The following is a 26,594-nucleotide window of genomic DNA, read 5'->3' on the forward strand; positions in this document are numbered from 1 at the left end:
AGATAATCCCATTCAGAAATTATACCATAAATTATGATCGTTTTAGGAAGCAATTCAGAGGTTGCACAGGCATTTGTTGAGAAGACTTTAAGTGCGGGTGAGAAATTTTCGAAAATATATCTCTTCACTTCAAATAAAGAAACCACAGAGAAATTTGCGAAACATTTGGAGGTGAAATATGTTCAGCAATCAGAGATTATTGACCTCGATTTATTGAAACCGATTGACTACACTACTTTTGATGAAATAGATTCTGAACTCCTTTTTTGCGCCACAGGATATCTTGGTGAAGGGACAGAAGAAGGACTGTATGACAACAAAAATACGGAGAAAATCATCGATGTTAATTACGGAAAATTAGTTCCTGTTCTTAATTTTTTCGCCAATAAAATGGAGAGGCAAAGATCTGGAACGATGATCGTTCTTTCGTCTGTTGCAGGAGAACGCGGACGGCAAAGCAATTTTATTTATGGAAGTGCAAAAGCGGGTTTAACAGCTTTCCTAAGTGGATTAAGAAATTATCTGTTCAGTAAGAAAGTTCATGTGCTCACGGTGAAGCCTGGATTTATGGAAACGAAAATGACAGAAGGTTTGCCACTCAATCCTAAATTAACAGCAAGCCCAAAACAAGCTGCTGAAGGAATATATAACGCGTATAAAAGTAAGAAAAACGTCGTTTATGTTCTGCCAGTTTGGAGCGTCATTATGTTGATTATCAGAAATATTCCAGAATTTATTTTTAAAAAATTAAAACTTTAAAACTTTAACATTTTAATTTGTAGTTTACCGAGAATAAATATTGAATTTTTAAGAAGATGAAAAAATTATATTGCTTTGATTTTGATGGAACTTTAACCTACAAAGACACCATGTTTTTGTATCTTAAATTCTATAATGCTTCGAAATTCCGAATTCAGTTTATTAAACATATTCCACTTTTTACTTTACTTAAATTAAATCTTTTAGATGCAGAGAAAGTGAAAAAAAGTTTTATTTCGTCGATTCTTAAAGGTCAGAGTAAAGCAAAAATTGAAAAAAAAGCACAAGAATTTTTTGAGCAATATTATCCAGAGATCTTTCGGGAGAATGCTTTAGATTTTATTAAAAATATTGATTATTCACAGACAGATTGCTACATCGTTTCCGCCTCCTTGGATATTTGGGTAAAACCTTTTGCCGAAAAATTTAAAATGAATCTGATAGCCACAAAAGCAGAGTTCAAAAATGAGGTCTTTACTGGAAATTTCGTTGGAAAAAATTGTAATGGACCCGAGAAAGTGAATAGAATAAAAGAAGAGATTTCTGGCAAAAAATTCGATAAAGCCATCGCTTTCGGCGATACTTCTGGCGATCAACAAATGTTGGATTGGGCAAATGAAGGTCAGTTTAAATTTTTTCATTAATTTTAAACTCTGAAAAAATCTAAAAAAGTAAAAGTAAAAATGAATAAAATTTATTTGGATAATGCTGCGACTACGCCGCTATCTGAGGAGGTTATTGATGCAATGGTCGGTGTGTTAAAAAACAATTATGGGAATCCATCTTCCACACACAGTCTTGGTCAAGAGGCTAAAATACTCATCGAAAATGTAAGAAGAGATGTTGCTGAGTATCTGAAAGTAAGTCCGGCTGAAATTATTTTCACGTCTTGCGGAACAGAATCCAATAATATGATTATAAAATCGTGTGTTGATCATTTGGCTGTGGAGCGGATTATTTCGTCACCTCTTGAGCACAAATGTGTGGCAGAAACGGTTATGGACATGAAGAAACGAAGAGGAGTAGAAGTTGCTTATCTTCGTCCTGATAAAAAAGGAGATTTTAGTTTAGAGCAATTAGAAAAACTTTTGAAAAGTTCTGACAAGAAGACTTTGGTAACCCTAATGCACGCCAATAACGAGATCGGAAATCTTATTGACATCAAAAAAATTGCGCAATTGTGCAAAGAAAATAATGCTTTGTTCCATTCTGATACCGTTCAATCAATGGCTCACATGGATTTAGATTTTTCTGATATTCCAGTAGATTTTGCCTCTTGCAGTGCTCATAAATTCCACGGTCCAAAAGGAAGCGGTTTTGCTTTCATTAGAAAAGCCTCAGGATTAAAGGGAATTATCACTGGCGGTCCACAGGAAAGAAGTCTGAGAGCAGGTACAGAAAACGTTTGCGGAATCGTAGGTTTAGGAAAAGCTTTGGAAATCTATCTGAAAAATATGGATATTTACGCTAATCATATTAAAGATATCAAACAATACACAACTGATCAACTTTCGCAAAAAATTGCAGGAGTTAAATTCAACGGGAGAAGTGCTGAAATGGACAATAGTTTATATACGGTCCTAAGCGTTTTACTGCCTTTCAAAGACCCGATGATCGGCTTAAAGTTAGATATGAAGGGAATAGCGATTTCTCAGGGAAGCGCCTGTTCGTCTGGAGCGTCTAAACCTTCAATGGTAATGATGATGGTCGTCGATGAAGAAGAGATGGATCAAACAACACCTCTAAGAGTTTCTTTCAGCCACTTTACAACCAAAGAAGATATTGATGCTTTAGTCAATGCGGTAGAAGAAATAGCTGAAAGTTTTCAAATAGAAAAAGTAAATGTTGAACATAGATAGACAAAAGGGTAAATTAGCAAGAATATTGTAAATTTGTAGACTCAAAATTAATTTAAAAATTACATAAAAATGGCATTAGAAATTACAGATCAATCATTTCAGGAAATGGTTTTGAATTCAGATAAACCGGTATTGGTAGATTTTTGGGCAGTATGGTGTGGACCGTGTAGAACACTTGGACCAATTATCGAAGAAGTAGCGACTGATTTCGAAGGAAAAGCAATCGTAGGAAAAGTAGATGTAGATAACAACCAGCAGGTTTCTGTGGACTACGGAATTAGAAATATTCCTACTGTTTTAATTTTCAAAAACGGAGAAGTGGTAGATAAAATTGTCGGTGTAGCTTCAAAAGAAGTGATCGCTGAAAAATTATCAGCACATTTATAAAAATAAATTGCTTGAAAATGAGTGCTTTCCTGATTAGGAGAGCATTTTTTTTGAATATTGTTTGTAGTGTACGATAAAATATGTACTTTTGCACTCACCAAAAAGAAAGACGTTCTTTAGAAACTAAGACAACACGATAACTCAATTGATTAGAGCATCACCAAGTCACCTCCGTAAGAGTTGATGAATCGAGTTCAAGTCAAAATTGGTTTTATCAAAGCATAAAAAAGATCCGGTAGTTCAGCTGGTTAGAATGCCGCCCTGTCACGGCGGAGGTCGCGGGTTCGAATCCCGTCCGGATCGCTTTTTTATAAATTACTACTAATTTGTAAAATGCACTATAAAAGTTTATCAATACTTTTTCAAAAAAATTGATCCGGTAGTTCAGCTGGTTAGAATGCCGCCCTGTCACGGCGGAGGTCGCGGGTTCGAATCCCGTCCGGATCGCTAATCTCTCAAATAATTTTTGAGAGATTTTTTTTTTGATGTGATTTTACGTTTACATACTTTATTCCGCAAGCTTAGATATTTACTACAAAGGTTTTTCGACTGATGTAGAGAAGCGTCTGGAATACTATTTAAATTCAAAACATAAATTTACTTCTCAAACTAAAGATTGGGTGATTGTGTATGTTCAACAATTTGAGGAAAAAGAAGCAGCTTTGAAAGAAGAAAAAAGATTAAAGAAACTCAATCGTAAATCTATAGAGAATTTGATTGGTTAGAATGCAGATCTGTCATCTCGTCAGCTGCTGACGAGACGGGTTCGAATCCTCTCGTTTCTGGAACGAGACAAATCTCTCAAATCATTTTGAGAGATTTTTTTTTGATGAGATTTTACGTTTACATACTTTATTCTGCAAGCTTAGATATTTACTACAAAGGTTTTTCGACTGATGTAGAGACGCGTCTGGAATATCATTTAAATTCAAAACATAAATTTACTTCCCAAACTACAGATTGGGTGATTGTGTATGTTCAACAATTTGCTGAAAAAGAAGCAGCTTTGAAAGAAGAAAAAAGATTAAAGAAACTAAACCGTAAATCCATAGAAAATTGATTGGTTAGAATGCCGATCTGTAATCTCGTCAGCAGCTGACGAGACGGGTTCGAATCCTCTCGTTTTTGGAACGAGACCAATCTCTCAAATTATTTTTGAGAGATTTTTTTTTAATGAAATTTTACGTTTACATACTTTATTCCGCAAGATTAGATGTTTACTACAAAGGTTTTTCAACTGATGTAGAAAAGCGTTTGGATTACCATTTAAATTCAAAACATAAATTTACTTCTCAAACAAAAGATTGGGTGATTATGTATGTTCAAGAATTTGCTGAAAAAGAAGCAGCTTTGAAAGAAGAAAAAAGATTAAAGAAACTAAACCGTAAATCCATAGAAAAATTGATTGGTTAGAATGCCGCTGTGTCATCTCGTCAGCAGCTGACGAGACGGGTTCGAATCCTCTCGTTTTTATAAGGAGACAAATCTCTCAAATTATTTTGGGAGATTTTTTTTAATGAAATTTTACGTTTACACCCTTTCCTTTTATTTAATTCACTTCTTCAGAAACTTGGGAAATTAAAATTAACACTAATTTTTCTCAGCAATTTTCTTTTTCCTAAATTTATTAATTCCTGGTTTCTGAGTGTCGAATTAAGAAATGTTATCATTTATCATCCTCATTTATTTTGATTAGTACAAGAAAAATGGTAATATTGTTAAGCAACATTATTTAATAATCTATTTAAAAATACATCTATGAAACCCAGTGTTATTTCAATTGTTCTCGGTGGAGGAAGAGGCGCCAGGTTAGCTCCTTTAACCAATACAAGATCCAAACCGGCAGTTCCGATTGCAGGAAAGTACAGGTTAGTTGATATCCCTATTTCCAACTGTCTTAATTCTGGTTTTAACCGTATTCTGGTGCTGACGCAGTTCAATTCTGCATCCCTGAATTCTCATATTAAAAATTCATTTCACTTCGATATTTTCAGCAAAGGTTTTGTGGATATTTTGGCAGCGGAACAAAACATAGAAAGTGATGCTTGGTATCAAGGTACCGCAGATGCCGTGAGACAATCCATGAAACATTTGGATAAATACGATTACGAATATATTCTAATCCTTTCTGGCGATCAGTTGTATCAAATGGATTTCCGTGAAATGATCGACTTTCACTGTAAGAACAAAGGCGATATTACCATTGCTACGATTCCAGTAAATGCGCATGATGCTACAGGATTCGGTATTTTAAAATCTGATGAAGAAGGGAATATTACATCATTTATTGAAAAACCTTCTGGTGAAGCTTTAAATGATTGGAAATCTGAAGTTTCTGAAAAAAATAAAGGTGAGGGAAAAGAATATCTTGCCTCCATGGGAATCTACGTTTTCAACAAAAGTGGCTTGAAAAAGATGTTTGATGAAGATGCTGGTGATGATTTTGGTGGAGAATTAATTCCAAACGGGATTGGAAAATATAAAACATTAAGTTTTCAATATGATGGCTATTGGACCGACATAGGAACAATACAGTCATTTTTTGATGCTAATTTAGATTTAACAACTGATTTTCCTAAGTTTAACTTGTTCAGTAAATCTCCTATTTATACAAGAGCGAGAATGCTGCCACCTTCTAAGATTTTGGGATCGTACGTTAGTAAAGCAGTATTTGGTGATGGCTGTATTATAATGGCTGATAAAATTGAAAATTCAATTGTAGGAAACAGAAGCCGTGTAGATCGAGGAAGTACCATCATGAATTCGTATATGATGGGTGCTGATTTTTATCAGGACACCAAGGAAATTGTATCGAATGACAATAGCGGAACTCCTAATTTGGGTGTTGGTAAATATTGTTATATCGAACGCGCCATTCTTGATAAAAATTGTAGAATCGGCGACAATGTAAGAATCATTGGTGGCCAACATTTACCAGATGGCGATTTTGACAGCCACTCCATTAAAGATGGGATCGTCATTGTAAAAAAGAATGCCGTCATCACAGCAGGAACTCAGATTCCTTAAAACATTTACTTTCAAATAAACAAGCACGGCAGTATTTTTACTGCCGTGTTTTTTTTGCGCGTCTTTTTCCCTATTTTTGCCGCATGCGTTGGTTAAAATTTGGAATCATTATCGTTTTATTTTTCGGAGTAGTTTATGCTGTTTCAATGACTTTTGTGGATGAAAATAAAAGCTTCACTATTGAAAAAGAAATTAATTATCCGATTGATAAAGTGTATCCACAGTTCAGCAATTTGCAAAACTTTACAAGATGGAATGCGTTCTTTTCAGAGAATAAAAATATGACAGTGCAGTACTATACTCCTTACGAAGGTAAAGGAAGTGCGATGAGTTATCGCGATAAAAAGGACAATGATATTTTCGGCGATCTATTTATTCGATATGAAAATCCAGAAAAGACTTTGAAATTACAGTTATTCGAAGGTCAAAAAAATATGCCTTACGCCATCGATCTTAAGTTTGTTCCGCAAAACGATAAAACAAAAGTGATCTGGTTCATTCATACTCCGAAACAGACTTTTTTTAAGCGGTCGTTAAATTTAATTTCGGAAGACTTTTGGGTAAACAATATCGACCAAAGTATGAAAAATCTTTATCAAATCTTAGGGAACAAAGTAGATAAAGAAATGCAGCGTGAAAGCATTAAATTTGATTCTCTGATGGTCGAGAATGAAGAAAGTCAATTGCTTTTAGGAATTAATGTTACTACGAAAAATGTAAAGGATGCTCTTTTTAAAAATATTGTGGTGAATCATAATAAAGTCTCAAACTACATTAAAATGGATTTGGGCAAAAGAGAGGACGAATATGGCGAACCGGTATTAATTACCGACGCTGATAATTTTAAAGATAAAGAAGTCTCTTACTTTTACGGAATCCCAGTTTCTAAGAAAGAAGGTATTACCGATAATAATTTCAGTTTTAGAACGATCAATAGTTCTACGTATTATGTTATTTTTTATGACGGTAATTATGCGGGAAGAGTGAAGGCAATTCAGCAACTTTTAACAAAAGCAAAAAAAGATACTATGCGAATTGGTGATTTGCAGCAGACTTTTTTAGAAGAGCCAACATCTGATTCTAAAACGGTTATGAAATTATCGCTGCCGGTTTACAAATAATTTGCAGCAATCGTCTTTTTAACCTTTTTTTGGCTTTAGTACCTCACTTATTTTTGTTAAATTTGGTCTTTAAATAAAAATAAACAGATAATTTGTAAATAATGGACAAATTTTCATTCCTAAACGCTGCTCATTCGCAGTTAATAGAAGACTTATATCAACAATATTTAAAATTCCCTGACTCGGTAGAACCTTCCTGGAAATCATTTTTTCAGGGATTTGATTTTGCTTTAGAGGGATATGGTGATGATTTTAGGGAAAATTCTGAATCATCAAAGGTTTCGGCGCCGGTGCAGTTAGCGAATCAAGCTTCTGCAAATGGTCAGATTCCGGAAGATATTCAAAAAGAGTTTCAGGTTCTTAATCTGATCGAAGCCTACAGACATCGTGGACATCTTTTCACCAACACCAATCCGGTACGTGAAAATAGACATTTCGAACCTACTTTAGATATTGAAAACTTTGGGTTAACCAAAGCAGATCTCTCCCGTAAATTTAATTCTGCCACTACTACTGGCTTAGCTACCGCGGTAACTTTACAAGAACTTATTGCCCATCTCGATAAGATTTATTGCAAATCAATCGGTGTGGAATATATGCACATTAATAATGTTGCTGAGCGTAAATTCATTAGAGAATGGTTGCAGGTTAATGAAAATCATCCTCGCTTAAATGCGGATGAGAAGATAGAGATTTTAGAAAAACTGAATCAAGCAGTTGCATTTGAAAATTATCTTCATACCAAATTTGTTGGACAAAAAAGATTTTCTCTTGAAGGAGGGGAATCTTTAATTCCTGCCTTAGATCAATTAATTACCCGTTCTTCACACTTGGGAGTAGACGAGGTTGTTCTGGGAATGGCGCACAGAGGAAGATTAAATGTATTGACCAATATTTTTGGAAAGTCATATAAACAGATTTTCTCAGAATTTGAAGGTAAAGAATTTGAAGAAGATGTATTCTCGGGTGACGTAAAATACCACTTAGGCTCTTCCAAGAAAATAAAAACAGCGAATGGACAAGAGGTTTCAATCAATTTGACGCCAAATCCATCGCACTTAGAAACTGTTGCTGCTTTGGTAGAAGGTATTTGTCGAGCGAAAGTTGACGATACTTATAAAGATTTCAAAAAAGTTTTACCAATCATTATTCATGGTGATGGTGCAATTGCTGGACAAGGCATCGTTTACGAAGTTGCACAAATGATGACTTTGGAAGGTTATAGAACGGGTGGAACAATTCACATTGTGGTGAATAATCAAGTTTCGTTTACAACCAATTTCTTAGATGCACGCTCGTCGGTTTATTGTACAGATGTTGCGAAAGTAACTGAATCTCCAGTAATGCATGTGAATGCAGATGATGTAGAAGCAGTGGTACATGCAGTTCGATTTGCCGCAGATTTCCGCGCAGAATTTGGTAAAGACGTTTATCTTGATCTTTTAGGATATAGAAAATATGGGCATAATGAAGGTGATGAGCCGAGATTTACGCAACCCAACTTATATAAAAAGATTTCTAAACATTCCAATCCGAGAGAGATTTATAAGGAACAACTCATGCAAGAAGGAGTTCTTTCTGCTGATGTTCTGAAAGACATGGAAGTTTCCTTCAAAAAACTTTTAGATGCTGATTATGATGCTTCAAAAGAAATTGAAAAGAATACGATGGATCTTTTCATGGCGAGCTATTGGAAAGATTTACCAATGTCCCCAAAAGGTGCAGTTTTAAATCCTGTTAATACTCAATTTGATGCTAAGAAATTAAAGGAACTGGCGATTAAAATGTCAACCTTGCCGACGGATAAAAAATTCATTAGTAAAGTAACCCGTCTTTTTGAGAACAGAATCAAATCGATTGAAGGAAATACGATTGATTGGGCACTTGGTGAGTGGTTAGCCTATGCTACTTTGCTTACTGAAGGAAATAATATCAGAATTTCTGGAGAAGATGTAGAAAGAGGAACATTCTCTCACCGTCATGCTTTAGTAAAAACTGAAGATACAGAAGAAGAGTACATACCATTAAGACACATCAGCGATAATCGTTTCGATATCTATAACTCGCATCTTTCTGAGTATGGTGTTCTTGGTTTTGATTATGGTTATGCCATGGCCTCGCCAAATACGTTAACTATTTGGGAAGCACAGTTTGGAGATTTCGTTAATGGTGCACAGATCATCATCGACCAGTATTTGGTTGCTGCAGAAGAAAAATGGAAAATTCAAGCCGGTTTGGTGATGTTACTTCCGCATGGTTATGAAGGACAGGGTGCAGAACACTCTTCGGCAAGATTAGAAAGATTCTTAGGACTTTGTGCCAATGAAAATATGGTGGTTGCCAATGCGACAACTCCTGCAAATTACTTTCATTTGTTAAGAAGACAAATGAAATGGAATTTCAGAAAACCATTAATTGTAATGACCCCAAAATCGTTATTGCGTCATCCAAAGGTAATTTCAACCATTGAAGATTTGGCAACCGGAGAATTCCAGCCGATTATTGATGATGCAACTGCAAAAGCGGAAAAGATTGAAAAATTAGTTATTTGTTCAGGTAAAATTTATTATGAACTTTTAGCTAAAAAAGAAGAATTGAATTGTGAAAATATTGCCTTGGTCAGAATGGAACAAATGTATCCACTTCAACAAGACAAAATAAATGAAGTTTTCGAGAAATACAGCAACAGAAAACAATTGCTTTGGGTTCAGGAAGAACCAGAGAATATGGGAGCTTGGGGTTATATCTTAAGAAATTTCAGAGATACAGGAATTCAGGTTATTGCTCCAGTACCAAGTGGTTCACCTGCACCAGGAAGCCATAAGATGTTTGAAAATAATCAGAACAGCGTGATCAACAGAGTATTTGATAGAGATGATGCGCCAACAAAAAGACCTGTTACGGCTTAGTAAAAAATAGTAATTATAATTAAAAAAATAAAAAATATATCCGATGTCAATATTAGAAATGAAAGTCCCTTCTCCGGGAGAATCCATCACAGAAGTTGAAATCGCGACGTGGTTAGTTAAAGACGGCGATTATGTAGAAAAGGATCAACCCATCGCAGAAGTAGATTCTGATAAAGCAACTCTTGAATTACCTGCTGAAGAAAGCGGAACCATCACGCTAAAAGCGGAAGAAGGTGAAGTGGTAGAAGTAGGACAAGTGGTATGTTTAATTGATACTTCAGCTGCAAAACCTGAAGGAGATTCAGCTCCTGCTGCAACAGCAGATGTAAAGGCAGCAGAACCTGCTAAAGTAGAAGCTCCAAAAGTTGAAGCGAAACCTGCCGCAACTTATGCAACGGGAACACCTTCTCCAGCGGCTAAGAAAATTTTAGATGAAAAAGGAGTTAGTGCTTCTCAAGTAAGCGGTTCCGGGAAAGATGGTCGTATTACTAAACAAGACGCTGATTTTGCCTCAGTTCCAGCAATGGGATCGACTACTGCAACAAGCGGATCAAGAGGTTCCAGCACCACTAAACTTTCCGTACTAAGAAGAAAAGTTGCTGCAAGATTAGTACAGGTGAAAAATGAAACTGCGATGTTGACTACTTTTAACGAAGTGGATATGTCGGAGATTTTCAGAATTAGAAAGCTATACAAAGAAGAATTTGCACAGAAACACGGCGTTGGATTAGGATTTATGTCTTTCTTCACCAAAGCGGTAACAAGAGCATTGAAATTATATCCAGATGTGAACGCTTCTATTGACGGCGATTACAAAATTAATTATGACTTCTGCGATATTTCAGTAGCGGTATCAGGTCCAAAAGGATTGATGGTTCCGGTTTTAAGAAATGCAGAAGACATGTCTTTCAGAGGTGTTGAAAGCAATATTAAATCTTTAGCAGAAAAAGTAAGAGACGGAAAAATTACCGTAGATGAAATGACAGGTGGAACATTTACCTTGACCAATGGTGGAACTTTCGGATCCATGATGTCAACGCCAATTATCAACCCGCCACAATCTGCGATTTTAGGAATGCATAACATTCTTCAAAGACCGATGGCTATTGACGGACAAGTAGTAATTCGTCCTATGATGTATGTGGCTTTGTCTTATGACCATAGAATTATCGATGGTAAAGAATCTGTAGGATTCTTAGTTGCTGTAAAAGAAGCAATTGACAATCCAGTTGAGCATTTATTGGGAGGAGATGAAAGAAAAGGATTGGAACTTTAATTCCAATTAAAGATTTTCACTAATTATATCAATCCCGTCTATAAAGGCGGGATTTTTGTATTGACTTTATTAAAATTTTGATATGTTTTCAACCACTACTTCCGATATTAAAGTTTCCGTTATTCCACAATATGATACCAAGAATAGTTTCCCGGCGGAAAACCGTTTTGTCTTTCGATACAATATTACCATTGAAAACTTAGGTCGAGATGCGGTACAATTGTTACGAAGAAAATGGTTGATCTTTGATCTGGGTTTTGGTTTTACCGAAGTTGCGGGCGAAGGCGTTATTGGTTTGACTCCGACCATTGAACCTGGTGATAATTTCACCTACTTTTCAAATGTCTTACTTCGCTCTGGAGTGGGAAATATGTCAGGATTATTTTTCTGTAAGAATCTACTTACCAAAGAAATGTTAGAGATTGAAGTTCCTAAATTCAATTTGGTTGCCGAAGTGTTAAGTAACTAAATCAGTTGTAAATTGGCGTTATTTTTTTTGGGCAACTTCATCCGCCTTCCGTTCCCGCTATTTTTTCCACCGCTAATTGGCCTGCCTAAAAAATGAGCTCCACTCAAGTCGGGTTGCGAGGTAGTTATTATATCAATCGATGTTTTAATTTTAAACTTTCGTACAAAATTAATCTTACAAAATTTTTAAATTCTTTTTCATCACCTCCTGAACTTCGTCATTTCTGGTGAGCATCATTTGATTAAAACCCAGTAAAGAAATCTTCGCACATACTTCAGCATCAGCGCCAGCCCGGTGATGATTGAATTGAATATTATGTTGCTCGGCTAAACTCTTCAGTCCATATTTGGGCAAACCTTTCCACGATTTTTTAGCGATCGAGATACTGCACAAATAATTCATTTTGGGTTTAAAGAATCCATAGTGATCTAAACAACTTCTTAATACGCCAGCATCAAAACCTGCATTATGAGCGATCATTAAATTGCCGTACATTAAAGCTTCAGCTTCATGCCAGATCTCATCAAACGTTGGAGCATCCTGAACGTCTTTCGGAGTAATTCCGTGAACGGCGATATTATAGGGATTAAAATACGGATAGCTCGGAGGTTTAATCAGCCAGGTTTTCGTAGAAACAATTTCGCCATTTTCAACCACACAAATTCCCATCTCACAAGCAGAATTTCTATCTGACGTGGCTGTTTCAAAGTCAATAGCGCAGAAATCAATCATTGTACTTTATCATTTTTTTGATACTTCAAAAGTATTATCTTATTTTAATATTTTTTTCATTTCATCCACGAATTCTGCATAATTAATCAAATCATCGTGGGTAGCGCCAGAAATTTCGATAAATTTCTTTTTAATTTTAGGTTGTGTTTTTTTGAAAATTTCGAATAATTTCTTACCTGATCTTATCGGAACTACATTGTCTTTTGTTCCATGAAAATGGTAGAGCGGCACTTCGACTTTAGCTATATTTTCATTGGATAAAAAATGATAGGTCATGGTTGGGGAAACTTTGTCAGTAACTTGTTTTGGCAGCCAACGGTTAACAATGTCCTGTAAATTAAAAAATGTAGCTTCTAAGATTACTGCTTTAGGCTGATTATCGGCCGCAACTTTCACTGCAAAAGATCCACCCAAACTACGTCCGTAAACAATTACTTTTTCTTCGCTATAATATTCCTTTGCATAATCATAGAAAAACTGAGCGTCAGAATAAAGATAATCTTCATTTCTGGGACCAGAACTTTTTCCGTATCCACGATAGTCCATAACCAGAACATCATAACCAAAGTTGGTATATTCATTTGCAATTTTCCCCCAACGATGGAGATTGTCAGCGTTCCCGTGAAAATAAACGATGACGCCTTTAGGATTTTCAATTTTAAAATGAAGCACATTAATTATTCCTTCAAATGGGGTTTCCCAGAAATACTCTTCAAATTCTACCTTGAAATCAAACTCATGGTCTTTTTGCAAAATAATCGGCAAAAAAACAACTTTCTCCTGCAAGTATTGAAGCAATCTACTCATTTATCGTTCTGAAATGGGTTCCTTTCTGGTAATTAATATCTTGTCAACACGCTGTCTGTCCTTGTCAATAATTTCCAATTCCAGATCATCTATTTTTATCTTATCTCCAATTTCGGTAGAACCTTGATGTTCATTGAGGAAAAAACCAACCAATGTGGTATAGTTATCCTTATTATCAAATTCATATTCCAACTGAAAATATTTAATAAACTCCACGATTGGAAATTGTGCATCGGCAAGCCAGGTATTTTCGCTTCGTTGGGTGATTCTATAGTCAAAGTTTTCATTGGTAGCAGTGTTTCCCACCAATGCATCTAAAACATCATGCATGGTGATGATTCCAACGGTATTACCATATTCATCGATGACAACACCATAATGATTTTTTTCTTTTTTGAAAATTTCCAATACTTTGTAGGCATAATAATTTTCATTAAGATAAACTGGTTGCCTCAAATATTTTTTCAAATCAAAATTTACAGGATCTTCGATAGGGAAAATATCTTTCAGCATTACAATTCCCGCAATATCATCCAGGCTATTTCCTGTTGTAACTGGATAAGCGTTGTGTTTTTCGATTTTTATTTTCTGTAGAATTTCTTCTAAAGGATCATTAATATTGAACGATGTTATGGCAGTTCTGTGCGTCAAAAGAGTATTGATTTTTCGGTCTCCTAATTCAAAAACACGTTCTACAATATTTTGTTCAATTTCATCGATCTCTCCTTCCAAGGCGCTTTCTCTTACGATTGATTTTATTTCTTCTTCACTGATAATGCTGTCTGAGGTGTTTTTTATTCCCAATACCTTCAACAACACATTATTGGAGGTGGTAAGCAGTAAAACAAATGGTGAGGTTATTTTAGATAAAATATCCATCGGTTTTGCGAGCAATATAATAATTCGCTCCGGAAAAGTCATTGCAATTCTTTTCGGTAAAAGTTCTCCTAATAAAATAGAGAGGTAGGTAATAAAAATAACAATTCCGATGGTTGACAAAGGTTTGGAATAAGGCTGAATGATTGCGAATTGATCTAAAAAGCCTTTAAAATCATTCGTAAGGTTTTCACCGGAATAAACTCCCAGCAAAATTCCGATTAAGGTGATTCCGATTTGTACGGTCGATAAAAATTTGGTTGGATTTTCTGAAAGCTCTACAGCTTTTTTAGCAGATGTATTTCCTCTTCTGGCAGAGTTTTCTAATTTAAATTTACGGGATGATACGAGTGACATTTCCGACATTGCAAACACTCCATTAAGTAGAACGAGTAAAATAATGATCAATAATTCCATTAAAATCTTTTAATTACCACAAAGATAATTTTTTTGATGGTATCAAAGAATTTTTATTTCCTGTGAGAATAGCCTAAACTTGTTGTTTCAGCGTCGATGAAAACTTTCCTTTCGTCGAATATTTCTTCCATGACCCGGTGGTATTCTTCGAACTGATGGATGTCGATGTGGCCAGCTCTTAAGATCACATAAAGTCTCGAGAGGTCAGGATTAATCTCTGAAAGATCGATGGCAGTGTTGATGGGAACCAGTCGGTCATCGCTACCATGAATAATTTTAATGGGACACCGTACATTTTTTAAATACTGAAAAGTTGGAATGTTATATCTTAGGAATGGTTTTGCGGGCATGAAGGGTAAGTAGCGGTGAATCGTTCTCAGTAATGAATACAGAGGTGAAGTAAGAATCAGCAATCGAGGATTGTTTTTCGAAGCGAGTCGTGCTGCAAAACCAGACCCAAGTGAACGTCCGTACACAACTATTTTATCTTCTCTAAATTCTTTTTTTACAATATTATAAATGAATTGGGAATCACGCTTCATGGCTTCAACCGTTCTTTTGCCAGTACTTTTTCCAAATCCGCGGTAATCCATCATCACTACTTCATAACCTAGTCGTGTAAAATCGATGGCAAATTTCCCCCAACCTTTGATACTTTTTGTATTCCCTTTCAAATAAATGACGACCCCTTTTGGATCATCAACCTGAAAATGAAGGTAACTGATATGTGCACCTTTTTCAGTTTCAACAAATTTCTCTTCCGCTTTCAAATGATCATAAGCGAATTTAAAATCTGCTGGAAGTTTTTCTGGCTGAAAGAAAAATTTATGCTGGAAAAAATAGATGAGAATTCCTATAACAAGAATGATCACCACGATGACAGAAATGATAAAGTAGATATCTATATTCATAGCATAAATTTAGATAATTATACCCCAAACAAGATGGAAAGAATAGAAAATTTTTAAAGGAAATTTTTAAAAACCAACCATTTCGCTTCGTAGAAATCGGTGATCTGATTTTTTTGACGAAGTTTTAGCGTTTGTGGAATCTGTCCGTAAAAAGAAAAATGCGCACAAATTACAGCCCAAAAATGGGATAGTCCATTTTTATAACCAAAGTAAATTCCAGCAAATCCGTCTAAAATCATTCTGAAGAGAACCAGAAAGATTCCATTGAGCAAAGGCATGTTTTTTAAAATCATGGAAAGATTATTCCGCATATTCAAAAAAGTCTTTTGCGGGCTTTGTTTATTTAAGGTGCCGCCTCCGACATGATAAACTGTTGATTTTCCAGTGTAAAATATTTTCTTGCCCGAGTTTTTTAAACGCCAGCACAAATCAATTTCTTCCTGATGCGCAAAGAATCTTGCATCAAAACCATTTTGAGCCCAAAAATCTTTAGAACGAATAAAAAAGCAACACCCAGAAGCCCAGAAAATTTCAACTTCATCGTTGTATTGTCCGTGATCTTGTTCGATGTTTTCAAAAATGCGCCCTCGGCAATAAGGATATCCGAGATTATCCAAAAATCCGCCTGCAGCTCCCGCAAATTCAAAATAATTTCTTTTGTTAAAATCAAGAATTTTGGGTTGAACCGCAGCAATTTGGGAATCGCTCGCAAAAATATTTTGAATGGGAGTGAGCCAGTTCTCCGTCACTTCAACATCTGAATTGAGTAAGCAGTAGAATTCGTGGCTGATCTCTTTTAAACCTTCATTATAACCTCCAGCAAAGCCGTGGTTTTCTTTATTATGAACGATTTTTACATGAGGAAAATTTTGTTCTAAAAAGCGAACGGAATCGTCGGTAGATGAATTATCAATGACATATATAAAAGTATTTTCAGAATGTTCAATAACATTGGGCAGAAATTTTTCTAACCAGTTCCTTCCATTCCAATTTAATATGACGATTGCTAAATCCAAATTTTAGATGCTAAATATTTATAAAAAGAAGGTGGGATTTTATTCGCCCATAACCTTAATGGCGTGCTGATATTTCCATCTTCTATGAGACCAAAGATAATTGTCTGGCCTTTTGTTAATGGTATTTTCCAGCAAAGTATGGAATTTTTTCACCACTTCATGTTCCACGAATTTTTCACCATCTGGCTGAATACGATAATAATTAACCTGATAAAATCCCCGCTTTACTTTTTTCATATCGCAGTAAATAAATGCCAAATCCATTCTCGTTGAAAGCTTATCATAACCCACAAAAACCGGCGTCTTCTGATTTAAAAACTTTAAACCAAAAGTAACTTCTGAAACGTGTGGAGTTTGATCGGCAACGAATAAATAGATAGAATTACCATCGTTAGGATTTCTGAAAATATGTCGAACTACTTCTTTTGCTTCTAAGGGTTGATTCCCGAAACGGGTTCTCAGTTCTTTAATTTTCTGTTCCCAAAAACCGCTCTGAACCTTTCTGTAAACAGGATGACTGTTTTCTTGTACAACACCTAAAGCTAAAGCATTGAACCATTCCCAGTTAAAAACATGACCTGCCAAAAGAATAATATTTTTTCCTTCCGTTTTAGCATCATCAAAAACATCTTGATTGATATGTTGAACCCGAACACGCAGTTCAGTCGATGAAACGGTAAATGATTTAAAAGTTTCTACGATATAATCGCAAAAATTAACGTAGAATTTTTTCTCGATCTTTTTCAGCTCTTCCAGCGATTTTTCGGGAAAGGAATTCTGAAGATTTTCAAAAACGACTTTTCGTCTGTAGCCAACAAGATGGTAGATGACAAAGAAAATGAAATCTGAAAATAAATACAAAACACGCAAAGGCAGTCTTGAAAAAAGGAGTAGAAATTGAAATATAAAGTTCATATATATATATATCGCAAATTTAGCGATAATAAACTTTACCGTTGGCTCTATTTTTGTTAATTTGCACAGAATAATTTGAAACCATCATAATGAAAAATAGTCCCTTTAAAATTTTAGCGCTCTCTTCGCTGCTAATTACAACTTTGGCATGTTCCCAGAAAACTGAAAATAGTAAAACAGAGGTAATGAAGAGTGATACAGCACAAGTTGTAGAATCTGACAGTACAGCAGTTTTAGAAGCGAAGAAAAAAGCTGCCGCTGCAGAAAAAGCTAAGCTGCCGAAACCTTATAATGATAAGGAAAACGCAGAAACAAAAATTGCTGAGTTGGTGAAACAAGCGCAAGCCGAAAATAAAAATATTATTTTGCAGGCAGGTGGAAACTGGTGTATTTGGTGTCTAAGATTCAATCAGTTTGTTCAGACGACGCCGGAATTAAAAACTGTTGTTGATGAAAATTATATTTATTATCATCTCAATTATTCACCGGAAAATAAAAACGAAAAAGTTTTTGCGAAATATGGCAATCCGGGGGAAAAATTCGGTTATCCAGTTTTCGTTGTTTTAGATAAAAATGGAAAAATGATTCACACCCAAGACAGCGCAGTTTTGGAAGAAGGTAAAGGTTATAGCATCGAAAAGGTGAAAGCATTCTTTACCGAATGGGCGCCGAAATCATAAAGTAAAAAAGTCCCGTCAAAATATTGACGGGACTTTTTTTTATAATAATTTTTTGATCCAATTGAGTTTTTTCTCAGTGTACGGTGGATATTTTAAATCCGGTTCGCCCCAGGTTGCACGATCCAGAATTGATTTCTGATGAGAAAATGCCTCAAAGCCGAATTTACCGTGGTAGTTTCCCATTCCTGAATTTCCGACACCGCCAAAAGGCAGGGAATCGTTGCTCAAATGCATCGCTACATCATTAATACAGCCACCACCAAAAGATATTTTAGAAATGAAATTTTCTTTCTCTTCCGAATCATTGGTGAATAAGTAAGCTGAGAGTGGTTTTTCGTGAGCTCCAATTTGAAGTAAGGCTTCATTGAAATTTTTAAAAGTTAATACCGGCAGAATCGGACCGAAAATTTCTTCCTGCATCACAGCGTCGTCCCAGGTTACGTTGTTCATGATGGTTGGCTCAATAAATCTTTTCGCCACATCATATTTTCCACCGAAGAAAACTTTGTCCTGATCAATTAAATTGATCAGTCGATCAAAATTTCGATCATTAATAATTCGGGTATAATGTTCAGAATCCGGTTGGTAATTAAATTTCTGAATATAGGATTTTAAAGAATCCAGGAAACTGTCTTTTACTTTTTCATCAACCAAAATATAATCAGGCGCAACACAGGTTTGCCCCGAATTCAGAAATTTTCCCCAGACGATTCTTTTAGAAGCGACTTCAAAGTTGGCTTCTGACGTAACAATAACGGGGCTTTTCCCACCCAATTCCAAAATAACAGGTGTTAGATTTTTTGCAGCAGCTTCGTAAACGATCTTTCCAACTTTGGTGCTTCCGGTGAAAAATATTTTGTCAAACTTTAATTTTAAAATTTCGGTCGTTTCTTCAATTCCGCCTTCAATAACGTATAAATATTCTTTTGGGAAATTTTCATTGATAATTTTAGACATCGCTTTCATCGTATTCTCCGCGATTTCACTCGGTTTCAAAATACAGGTGTTTCCCGCGGCCAACGCAGCAACCATAGGCGATAACGAAAGTTGATAAGGATAATTCCACGCACCGATCACCAAAGTACATCCAAGAGGTTCCGGATGAATTTTACTGGATCCAAATTGATTGGCAATATTGGTCCCAACCCTTTTGGGTCTTGATAACGATTTCAGATTTTTTAAGAAATAATCGATGTCTTTTAAAACAAAAGAGATCTCTACTGCATAAGTCTCAAATTTCGATTTCCCAAAATCTTTGGAGATCGCCTCATATAATAGCTCCTCATTCTTCAGAATGACATCTCTGAGTTTTTCGAGATACATTTTTCGGAAGCTCAGATTTTTTGTTTTTTGGCTGTTGAAAAATTCCCGTTGTTCTTTTAAAATATTTTGAAAATCCATTATTTTGTATTTGTAGTTTGAAGTAAATTTAGTGAACTGTTTTTTGATAAAAATTAATTAGTTCTTTAAAATAAAATCTGCCGCCTTTTCTCCAATCATAATACATGCCGCATTGGTATTTCCAGAAATAATATCAGGCATTATCGAGGCATCTGCAACTCTGAGATTTTCAATGCCATGAACCTGCAACTTATCGTTCACCACAGAATTTTCATCATTTCCCATTCTGCACGTGCCAACAGGATGATAGAGTGTTTCTAAAGTTTTTTTAATATGATCGATCAGTTCTTCATCAGATGCATTTCTCGGCGGCCAGTTCATTTTCTCTAATCGGACATCATCAAAACTCGCAGAATCCAAAACTGCCATTGCTCTTTTTAAGCCAGTTAACAATCGCTTGACATCATTTTCTTTCGATAAAAAATTCGGTTGAATAACTGGCGGAACCCGACTGTCATTAGATTGTAAGCCAATGGAACCCATACTTTCAGGATGAAGTAAAATTACTAAAATGGTATATCCATTCGTCAATGGGAGCGAAAATGGGTTGTACATGTCTGCTTTATAATCACTTCCCATATGTAAGGGTGAAAAATGAAACTGCAGATCTGGAATCTTTTTCTCTTCTGAAGATTTAAAAAATGAGGTCGTTTCAATAATAGAGTGGTTGAGCAAAGATTCCTTTTTTCGAAAATATTGAAATAAGTTGTTGACGAAACCCGTTTTCTTAATAATGGTATTGAGGCCATTTACGTTACTAAAATCGCTGGTTCCGGTCCAAACGTGGTCTTTAAGATTTTCGCCAACTGCGGGTAAATCTTTAATTACTTCAATATTAAATTTTTTAAGTTCCTCTTTGGGACCAAGTCCGGAAACTTTTAAAAGCTGCGGCGATTGAATGGCACCCGCACATAGAATCACTTCTTTATTGCAAAATATTTTTTCAGTGGTATTTTTACCTGTATAAATTTCAACGCCAATTGCTATTCCATTTTCAATCAATATTTTTTTTACTAAAGCTTTTGTTTTGATGGTTAAATTTGGTCTGTCAGCAATTTTCTTTAAAAACGCTTCATAAGTGCTTTGCCGAATATTTTTATAGATGGTGAACTGCAAAAAAGAAGATCCTTCCTGCTTTTCGCCGTTATAATCTTCATTAAAATTTAATCCGTTTTCTTTACAAGCTTCAATAAATTGATAAGTTGATTTATGGTATTCTTTTCTCAAAGACACCTTTAATTCACCATTCTTACCGTGAAACTCATTATTAAAGGAATAGTTGTTTTCAGATTTTTTAAAATAGGGAAGAACGGATTCGTAGTTCCAGCCTTGGTTTCCCATTTGTTGCCAGTCATCGTAATCTTTTGAATTTCCACGGACGTACGCCATTGCATTTGTCGCACTGGAACCGCCTAATGATTTTCCTCTCGGAATATAAATTTTTCGATCATTGACGAATTTTTGAGGTTCAGTTGAAAAAGCCCAGTCCATTTTACCGCGATTCAGTAAACTATACCAACCTGGAATTTTAGATAAGAAACTTGGCTTTCCACCGGCTTCTAATAATAAAACTGAATTTTTTGAATCTTTACTCAAGCGATTAGCTAGAACACTTCCGGATGAACCTGCCCCAATAATTATATAATCTACATTCATTTTTTTTAAAGTCTAATTTCTAAATTTAATCATTTCCTGCGCAAATTTTTAAAAAATTACTGAGTTTTAATAATGCTTTAAATAAGATGTTGGTAAATAAAATTTATTTAAGATTGATTAACTTTTATTTCTGCTCTTAAAATATTACTTTTGTGACCATAAAGATTTAAAATGAATTCCTACAAAAATCCTCTTGAAGAACGATATTCTAGTGAAGAAATGCTGTACAATTTCTCTCCTAATAATAAGTTCCGAAACTGGCGGAAACTATGGATTTCACTGGCTGAAATCGAAAAGGATCTCGGTCTTGATATCTCCGACGAGCAAATTACACAACTTAAAGAAAACGCAGAAGATATTGATTATGTCAAGGCTGCAGAATACGAGAAAAAATTCCGTCATGACGTGATGGCGCATGTTCACACGTATGGCGATGCTGCTCCTTTGGCAAAAGGAATTATTCACTTGGGAGCCACTTCGGCTTTCGTTGGTGATAATACCGATCTGATCCAAATGCGTGACGGTCTTTTGTTGATCAGAAAACAGTTGGTCAATGTGATGAAAAACCTGGCTGATTTCGCGATTCAATACAAAGATTTACCGACGCTCGGTTTTACACATTATCAACCCGCACAGTTAACAACCGTTGGAAAACGCGCCACTTTATGGTTGCAGTCTTTGGTTTTAGATTTTGAAGAATTAGAATTTTTCATCGAAACGTTAAGATTTCGTGGTGTAAAAGGAACTACCGGAACAGCCGCAAGTTTTTTAGAGTTGTTTGATGGTGATTATTCCAAGGTTAAACATTTGGATAAAGAACTTTCAAAGCGTTTTGGTTTTGATAAAGTATTCGGTGTTTCCGGACAAACTTATGATCGAAAAATCGACGCGAAGGTGGTTGCTTTACTTTCGAACATCGCTCAGTCAGCACATAAATTCACCAACGATCTAAGATTATTACAGAATTTAAAAGAAATTGAAGAACCTTTCGAGAAAAGCCAAATTGGTTCGTCAGCCATGGCTTATAAAAGAAATCCAATGCGTTCGGAAAGAATCGGCGCCTTGGCAAAATTCGTGATATCATTGTCTACCAGTTCCGCAATGGTTGCTTCTACACAATGGTTTGAAAGAACTTTGGATGATTCCGCCAATAAAAGATTGACCATCCCACAATCGTTTTTAGCGGTGGATGCGATTCTTTTAATCTGGAATAATATCATGAACGGAATAGTGGTTTACGAAAACAGAATTCAGAAACATATAATGGATGAACTTCCTTTTATGGCCACCGAATATATTATTATGGAAGAAGTGAAGTCTGGCGGTGACCGTCAGGAAATTCACGAAACCATCCGCGTTCATTCGATGGAAGCAAGTAAAAAGGTGAAAGAGGAAGGCAAAGAAAATGATTTGATTGCCAGAATTATGAATGACACCTCTTTAAAAATGGATAAATCAAAAATAAGAGAAGTGCTAGATCCGAAAAACTTCATCGGTTTCGCGCCCATTCAAACCGAGGAGTTTATCGAAAATGAGGTAAATCCAATATTGGAAAAATACGCCGACCTAATCGGGTTAAAAGCCGACCTTAAAGTATAAATTATTATTGCAGTCTTTTTGGCTGCATTTTTTTTACGCTCCATCGGAGCGAAATATCTGTAGAAAAATGAAAAAAAGAATCTTCGTAGAAAAAAAAGGAATTTTCGATGTTGAAAGTCCTCAGGTTTTTAATGAAATAAAAAATATCGTTCCCGCTATTAAAGATGTTAAAGTCTATAATGTGTATGATGTGTTCGGTGTTAATGATAATGAGTTTTCAAAAGTCATCAATAACACTTTTGTAGATCCGGTTACCGATATTTTACATGAAAATAATCCTGCGGGAAGTCTTCATTTTGCAACCGAATTTTTACCGGGACAATATGATCAGCGTGCAGATTCAGCACAGCAATGTATTGCATTGTTGACTGAAAATGAGAACGGGAAAGTGAGAAGTGGAAAGCTCATCGAATTGTTTGGAGTTTCTGATTCGGATGTTGAAACCATTAAAAATCATTTGATCAATAAGGTGGAATCTCAGGTCAAAGATTTGTCGAAATTAGAAATTCCGGCTGAAGAAACTCCTGATCCGGTTATTGTTCATGAAGGTTTCAATGATTTTTCTGCGGAAGAATTAAAAGCCTTCTATGATGATCATGGTTTTGCTTTAGATATTGATGATCTCGGTTTTATTCAAAGCTACTTTAAATTAGAAAATAGAAATCCAACCGAAACTGAATTAAAAGTTTTGGATACCTATTGGAGCGACCATTGCCGTCATACGACTTTTGAAACTGAACTGACTGATATTCAGTTTAATGATTCATTTAAATCGACTTTAGAAACGATATTTAATGATTATTTAGAAAAGAGAAAATTCTTAGGCAGAGAATCGAAACCAGTTTCCTTAATGGATCTAGCCACAGTTTGCGCCAGATATTTTCATAAGACAGGTAAATTAGAGAACCTCGTGGTTTCCGATGAGATCAATGCCTGTACCATTGAGATCGAAGCAGAATTTGATGGTAAGAAAGAACCGTGGTACTTGTTATTTAAAAACGAAACGCACAATCACCCAACGGAAATTGAACCTTTCGGTGGTGCGTCAACTTGTTTAGGTGGCGCAATTCGCGATCCTTTGTCTGGACGTGCTTTCGTTTATCAAGCGATGCGTTTATCCGGAGCGGCGAATGTTTTAGAACCTATTTCTGAAACTTTAGCGGGAAAGCTTCCGCAACGAACGATTACGAAACAGGCTGCAAGCGGCTATTCTTCCTATGGAAACCAAATTGGTTTAGCCACAACTTCTGTCAATGAAATTTACCACGACGGCTACAAAGCAAAACGAATGGAAGTTGGTTTTGTCGTTGGTGCTGTGAAAAAAGACTGGGTAAAAAGAGAGCAGCCTCAAAATGGAGATCTCGTTATTTTGTTAGGTGGCGCAACTGGAAGAGACGGAGTAGGCGGCGCTAGTGGAAGTTCAAAAGTACAGGATGAAACCTCAATTCATACTTTGTCAACAGAGGTTCAGAAAGGAAATGCAGTTGAAGAACGAAAAATTCAGAGGCTTTTTAGAAATCCTGAAGTCACCACTTTAATTAAAAAATCAAATGATTTTGGAGCGGGTGGAGTTTCTGTTGCGATCGGAGAAATTGCTGATTCACTGGAGATTAACCTCGATATTCTTCCTTTAAAATATGACGGTTTAAATGGAACTGAACTTGCGATCTCTGAATCTCAGGAAAGAATGGCGGTGGTTATTGAAGCGAAAGACAAAGAAAAATTCATCAGATTCTGTGAAAAGGAAAATATAAAAGCCGTAGAAATTGCGAAAGTAACTGATTCGGGTAGAATGCAAATGTTTTGGCAAGGAAATAAAATTGTCGATCTAAGTCGGGAATTCTTAGATACCAATGGTTGTGCAAAAACACAGCATGCGGAAGTGTCACACTTGCAACCGGTTGAAAATCAAAACATAAAGTTCAACGAAGAGAATTTCTTAAAGATTCTTTCCAGTAAAAATGTGGCTTCCCAAAAAGGTTTGGCAGAAATGTTCGATGCTTCTGTAGGCGGAACTACGGTTGCCATGCCGTTTGGTGGAAAAAATCAGTTGACCGAAATGGAAGGAAGTGTGCAGACGCTACCGATTTTAAACGCTAAAAATATTGAAACAGTATCGCTTGCGAGTTGGGGATTTGATGCCGATATATCGTCTCAAAACCCCCTGGTTGGTGCTGCGAATGCCGTGGTTGAAAGTGTTGCCAAGATCGTCGCAATGGGCGGTGATTATAAAAATATCCGTTTGAGTTTCCAGGAGTATTTTGAAAAACTCGGAAACAATCCTGAGAAGTGGGGGAAACCTTTGGCTTCTTTGCTTGGAGCGTATGATGCGCAGATGAATTTCGAATTGGCTGCGATTGGCGGAAAAGATTCCATGAGTGGAAGTTTCCAGGATATTCATGTTCCACCGACCTTGATTTCTTTCGCTTGTGCGAATGGAGAAAAGAAAAATATCATTTCACCCGAGTTCAAAAAAGCAGGGAATAAATTGTACTTGTTCAACCATATTTCACAAGAAAATGGAATGCCGAATTATGAAGATTTGAAACAGATCTTCGATTTCATATTTGAAAATATTAAGGCTAAAAAGATTGTTTCGGTGAAGACGATCAAAGAGGGTGGAGTTGCAGTTGCCCTAGCGAAAATGAGTTTTGGTAATCATCTTGGAGCAGAAATTAAAGTTGATGAAGATTTACTTTTAACAAAGAATATTGGAAGTTTAATCATCGAAAGTTCAGAGGATTTAGAAAGTGATTTACTTCAAGTTATTGGTGAGGTATCAGATTTGAATATTTTGAAAATGAGTGCTTTTGAGTTCGATATCGAAAAACTACTTGAAGTATGGAAAGGAACTTTTGAAGAACTTTTTCCAACGGCAGAAATAAAGAAAATAGTGGTTGAAATTGATTCAAAATTGAATTCTATTCAGCCGAGAATCATTCATTTTAACAAACATCAATTAGCAAAACCGAAAGTTTTTGCACCGATTTTCCCGGGAACGAATTGTGAATATGAAACCCAAAATGCCTTTAGAAAAGAAGGTGCTGAAGTTTCAGGATTACCTTTAATTAATCTCAATCATCAGCTTTTAAATGAAAGTTTAGATGCCTGGATTTCTGAAATTAATCAATCGCAAATCTTGGTTTTATCGGGTGGTTTTTCAGCTGGAGATGAACCTGATGGTTCTGCAAAATTCATCGTCAATGTTTTGAAAAACGAGAAGATGAGAAATGCAGTTCATCAATTATTAGAACGGGACGGAATGATTCTCGGAATCTGTAACGGTTTCCAGGCTTTGGTAAAATCCGGTTTATTGCCTTATGGTGAGATTCGGGATTTAAATTTAGATTCACCGACTTTAGCGCATAACGCAATTGGTCGTCATATATCTCAAATGGTTGATGTGAAAGTTATCAATGATGATTCTCCTTGGTTAAAAGGAATGAAAGATCAGTTGTTTACAATTCCAATTTCACACGGTGAAGGCCGCTTTATGGCTTCAGAACAGGTAATTCAGGAATTGTACGAATACGGTCAGATCGCAACGCAGTATATAGATCACGACGGAAACATCGCACACGGAATGCCTTTTAATCCGAACAATTCTTTATTCGGAATTGAAGGACTAACTTCGAAATCCGGAAAAATATTTGGAAGAATGGGTCATCCAGAAAGATATTCCGAAGGTTTGATGAAGAATATTCCAACCGCGAATTATCATAATATTTTTAAAAACGGAGTTGAATATTTTAAATAATATTCTTCTCATTTATAGAA

23 protein-coding genes and 2 tRNA genes are annotated in these 26,594 nt (G+C 35.8%); 17 read left to right on the forward strand and 8 right to left on the reverse strand.

Annotated elements, in window-relative coordinates; translation table 11 throughout:
* Nucleotides 1–33 precede the first annotated feature (33 nt).
* The 14 genes from ACEYOS_RS10655 to apaG all read left to right on the forward strand — a co-directional run bounded on the left by ACEYOS_RS10655 (nt 34) and on the right by apaG (nt 11,807).
* Nucleotides 34–759 carry an SDR family NAD(P)-dependent oxidoreductase gene (locus tag ACEYOS_RS10655; protein WP_373707633.1) on the forward strand — a complete coding sequence of 242 codons (726 nt, stop codon included), beginning with the start codon at nt 34–36 and terminating at the stop codon, nt 757–759.
* Nucleotides 760–815: 56 nt separating this feature from the next.
* Nucleotides 816–1,403, forward strand: a complete 588-nt coding sequence (locus ACEYOS_RS10660) for an HAD-IB family hydrolase (RefSeq protein WP_373797572.1) — start codon at nt 816–818, stop codon at nt 1,401–1,403.
* A gap of 39 nt (nt 1,404–1,442) precedes the next feature.
* On the forward strand, nt 1,443–2,618 hold the full coding sequence (locus ACEYOS_RS10665; RefSeq protein ID WP_373707631.1) for a cysteine desulfurase family protein: 1,176 nt from the start codon (nt 1,443–1,445) through the stop codon (nt 2,616–2,618).
* Between the two features lie 69 nt (nt 2,619–2,687).
* A complete protein-coding gene (gene trxA / locus ACEYOS_RS10670) occupies nt 2,688–3,005 on the forward strand; it encodes a thioredoxin (protein ID WP_305520091.1) in 318 nt (105 codons plus the stop codon).
* Between the two features lie 229 nt (nt 3,006–3,234).
* Nucleotides 3,235–3,308 (forward strand) — tRNA-Asp (locus tag ACEYOS_RS10675).
* Nucleotides 3,309–3,378: 70 nt separating this feature from the next.
* Nucleotides 3,379–3,452 (forward strand) — tRNA-Asp (locus ACEYOS_RS10680).
* A 56-nt stretch (nt 3,453–3,508) separates the two neighbouring features.
* Complete coding sequence (locus tag ACEYOS_RS10685) at nt 3,509–3,730, forward strand: GIY-YIG nuclease family protein (RefSeq protein ID WP_373707650.1); 222 nt, start codon at nt 3,509–3,511, stop codon at nt 3,728–3,730.
* 104 nt (nt 3,731–3,834) lie between these two features.
* Complete coding sequence (locus ACEYOS_RS10690; protein ID WP_373707630.1) at nt 3,835–4,065, forward strand: GIY-YIG nuclease family protein; 231 nt, start codon at nt 3,835–3,837, stop codon at nt 4,063–4,065.
* Between the two features lie 113 nt (nt 4,066–4,178).
* Nucleotides 4,179–4,418, forward strand: a complete 240-nt coding sequence (locus tag ACEYOS_RS10695) for a GIY-YIG nuclease family protein (RefSeq protein WP_373707629.1) — start codon at nt 4,179–4,181, stop codon at nt 4,416–4,418.
* A 345-nt stretch (nt 4,419–4,763) separates the two neighbouring features.
* The gene (locus ACEYOS_RS10700) at nt 4,764–6,032 is read left to right on the forward strand and encodes a glucose-1-phosphate adenylyltransferase (RefSeq protein WP_373707628.1); all 1,269 of its coding nucleotides are present in this window, start codon (nt 4,764–4,766) and stop codon (nt 6,030–6,032) included.
* 83 nt (nt 6,033–6,115) lie between these two features.
* Nucleotides 6,116–7,153 (forward strand): polyketide cyclase, encoded by a 1,038-nt coding sequence (locus ACEYOS_RS10705; RefSeq protein WP_373707627.1) that lies wholly within the window; start codon nt 6,116–6,118, stop codon nt 7,151–7,153.
* Nucleotides 7,154–7,254: 101 nt separating this feature from the next.
* Complete coding sequence (locus tag ACEYOS_RS10710) at nt 7,255–10,062, forward strand: 2-oxoglutarate dehydrogenase E1 component (protein ID WP_373707626.1); 2,808 nt, start codon at nt 7,255–7,257, stop codon at nt 10,060–10,062.
* A 43-nt stretch (nt 10,063–10,105) separates the two neighbouring features.
* Entirely contained in the window at nt 10,106–11,338 is a 1,233-nt protein-coding gene (odhB, locus tag ACEYOS_RS10715; protein ID WP_373707625.1) for a 2-oxoglutarate dehydrogenase complex dihydrolipoyllysine-residue succinyltransferase, read from the forward strand.
* An 82-nt stretch (nt 11,339–11,420) separates the two neighbouring features.
* Complete coding sequence (gene apaG / locus ACEYOS_RS10720) at nt 11,421–11,807, forward strand: Co2+/Mg2+ efflux protein ApaG (RefSeq protein ID WP_373707624.1); 387 nt, start codon at nt 11,421–11,423, stop codon at nt 11,805–11,807.
* A gap of 174 nt (nt 11,808–11,981) precedes the next feature.
* Here the strand turns inward: apaG and ACEYOS_RS10725 are convergent, their stop codons facing one another.
* The 6 genes from ACEYOS_RS10725 to ACEYOS_RS10750 are packed head-to-tail and all read right to left on the reverse strand — an operon-like array spanning nt 11,982 to nt 17,481.
* On the reverse strand, nt 11,982–12,539 hold the full coding sequence (locus tag ACEYOS_RS10725; RefSeq protein ID WP_373707623.1) for a 3'-5' exonuclease: 558 nt from the start codon (nt 12,537–12,539) through the stop codon (nt 11,982–11,984).
* A gap of 39 nt (nt 12,540–12,578) precedes the next feature.
* Complete coding sequence (locus ACEYOS_RS10730; protein ID WP_373707622.1) at nt 12,579–13,346, reverse strand: alpha/beta hydrolase; 768 nt, start codon at nt 13,344–13,346, stop codon at nt 12,579–12,581.
* Nucleotides 13,347–14,639 carry a hemolysin family protein gene (locus ACEYOS_RS10735; protein WP_373707621.1) on the reverse strand — a complete coding sequence of 431 codons (1,293 nt, stop codon included), beginning with the start codon at nt 14,637–14,639 and terminating at the stop codon, nt 13,347–13,349. It abuts the gene before it with no gap.
* A 53-nt stretch (nt 14,640–14,692) separates the two neighbouring features.
* Complete coding sequence (locus ACEYOS_RS10740; RefSeq protein ID WP_373707620.1) at nt 14,693–15,550, reverse strand: alpha/beta hydrolase; 858 nt, start codon at nt 15,548–15,550, stop codon at nt 14,693–14,695.
* A gap of 53 nt (nt 15,551–15,603) precedes the next feature.
* Nucleotides 15,604–16,566 carry a glycosyltransferase family 2 protein gene (locus tag ACEYOS_RS10745; RefSeq protein WP_373707619.1) on the reverse strand — a complete coding sequence of 321 codons (963 nt, stop codon included), beginning with the start codon at nt 16,564–16,566 and terminating at the stop codon, nt 15,604–15,606.
* 39 nt (nt 16,567–16,605) lie between these two features.
* Nucleotides 16,606–17,481, reverse strand: coding sequence for a lysophospholipid acyltransferase family protein (locus tag ACEYOS_RS10750; RefSeq protein ID WP_373707618.1), 876 nt, complete (start codon nt 17,479–17,481; stop codon nt 16,606–16,608).
* 89 nt (nt 17,482–17,570) lie between these two features.
* On the opposite strand from ACEYOS_RS10750, the gene ACEYOS_RS10755 reads away from it, so the two are divergent.
* On the forward strand, nt 17,571–18,161 hold the full coding sequence (locus tag ACEYOS_RS10755; protein ID WP_373707617.1) for a thioredoxin family protein: 591 nt from the start codon (nt 17,571–17,573) through the stop codon (nt 18,159–18,161).
* A 39-nt stretch (nt 18,162–18,200) separates the two neighbouring features.
* On the opposite strand, the gene ACEYOS_RS10760 is transcribed toward ACEYOS_RS10755, so the two are convergent.
* Nucleotides 18,201–19,562, reverse strand: coding sequence for an aldehyde dehydrogenase (locus ACEYOS_RS10760; protein WP_373707616.1), 1,362 nt, complete (start codon nt 19,560–19,562; stop codon nt 18,201–18,203).
* Nucleotides 19,563–19,619: 57 nt separating this feature from the next.
* Nucleotides 19,620–21,218: a GMC family oxidoreductase gene (locus ACEYOS_RS10765; RefSeq protein WP_373707615.1), complete on the reverse strand. Its 1,599-nt coding sequence runs from the start codon at nt 21,216–21,218 to the stop codon at nt 19,620–19,622.
* Between the two features lie 171 nt (nt 21,219–21,389).
* Here ACEYOS_RS10765 and purB point away from each other — a divergent pair, with 171 nt between their 5' ends.
* Nucleotides 21,390–22,817, forward strand: coding sequence for an adenylosuccinate lyase (purB, locus tag ACEYOS_RS10770; protein WP_373707614.1), 1,428 nt, complete (start codon nt 21,390–21,392; stop codon nt 22,815–22,817).
* Nucleotides 22,818–22,884: 67 nt separating this feature from the next.
* Nucleotides 22,885–26,574, forward strand: coding sequence for a phosphoribosylformylglycinamidine synthase (locus ACEYOS_RS10775; protein ID WP_373707613.1), 3,690 nt, complete (start codon nt 22,885–22,887; stop codon nt 26,572–26,574).
* The last annotated feature ends 20 nt before the right edge of the window (nt 26,575–26,594 follow it).

The sequence above is a fragment of the Kaistella sp. genome (assembly GCF_041824135.1).
GTDB lineage: Bacteria > Bacteroidota > Bacteroidia > Flavobacteriales > Weeksellaceae > Kaistella.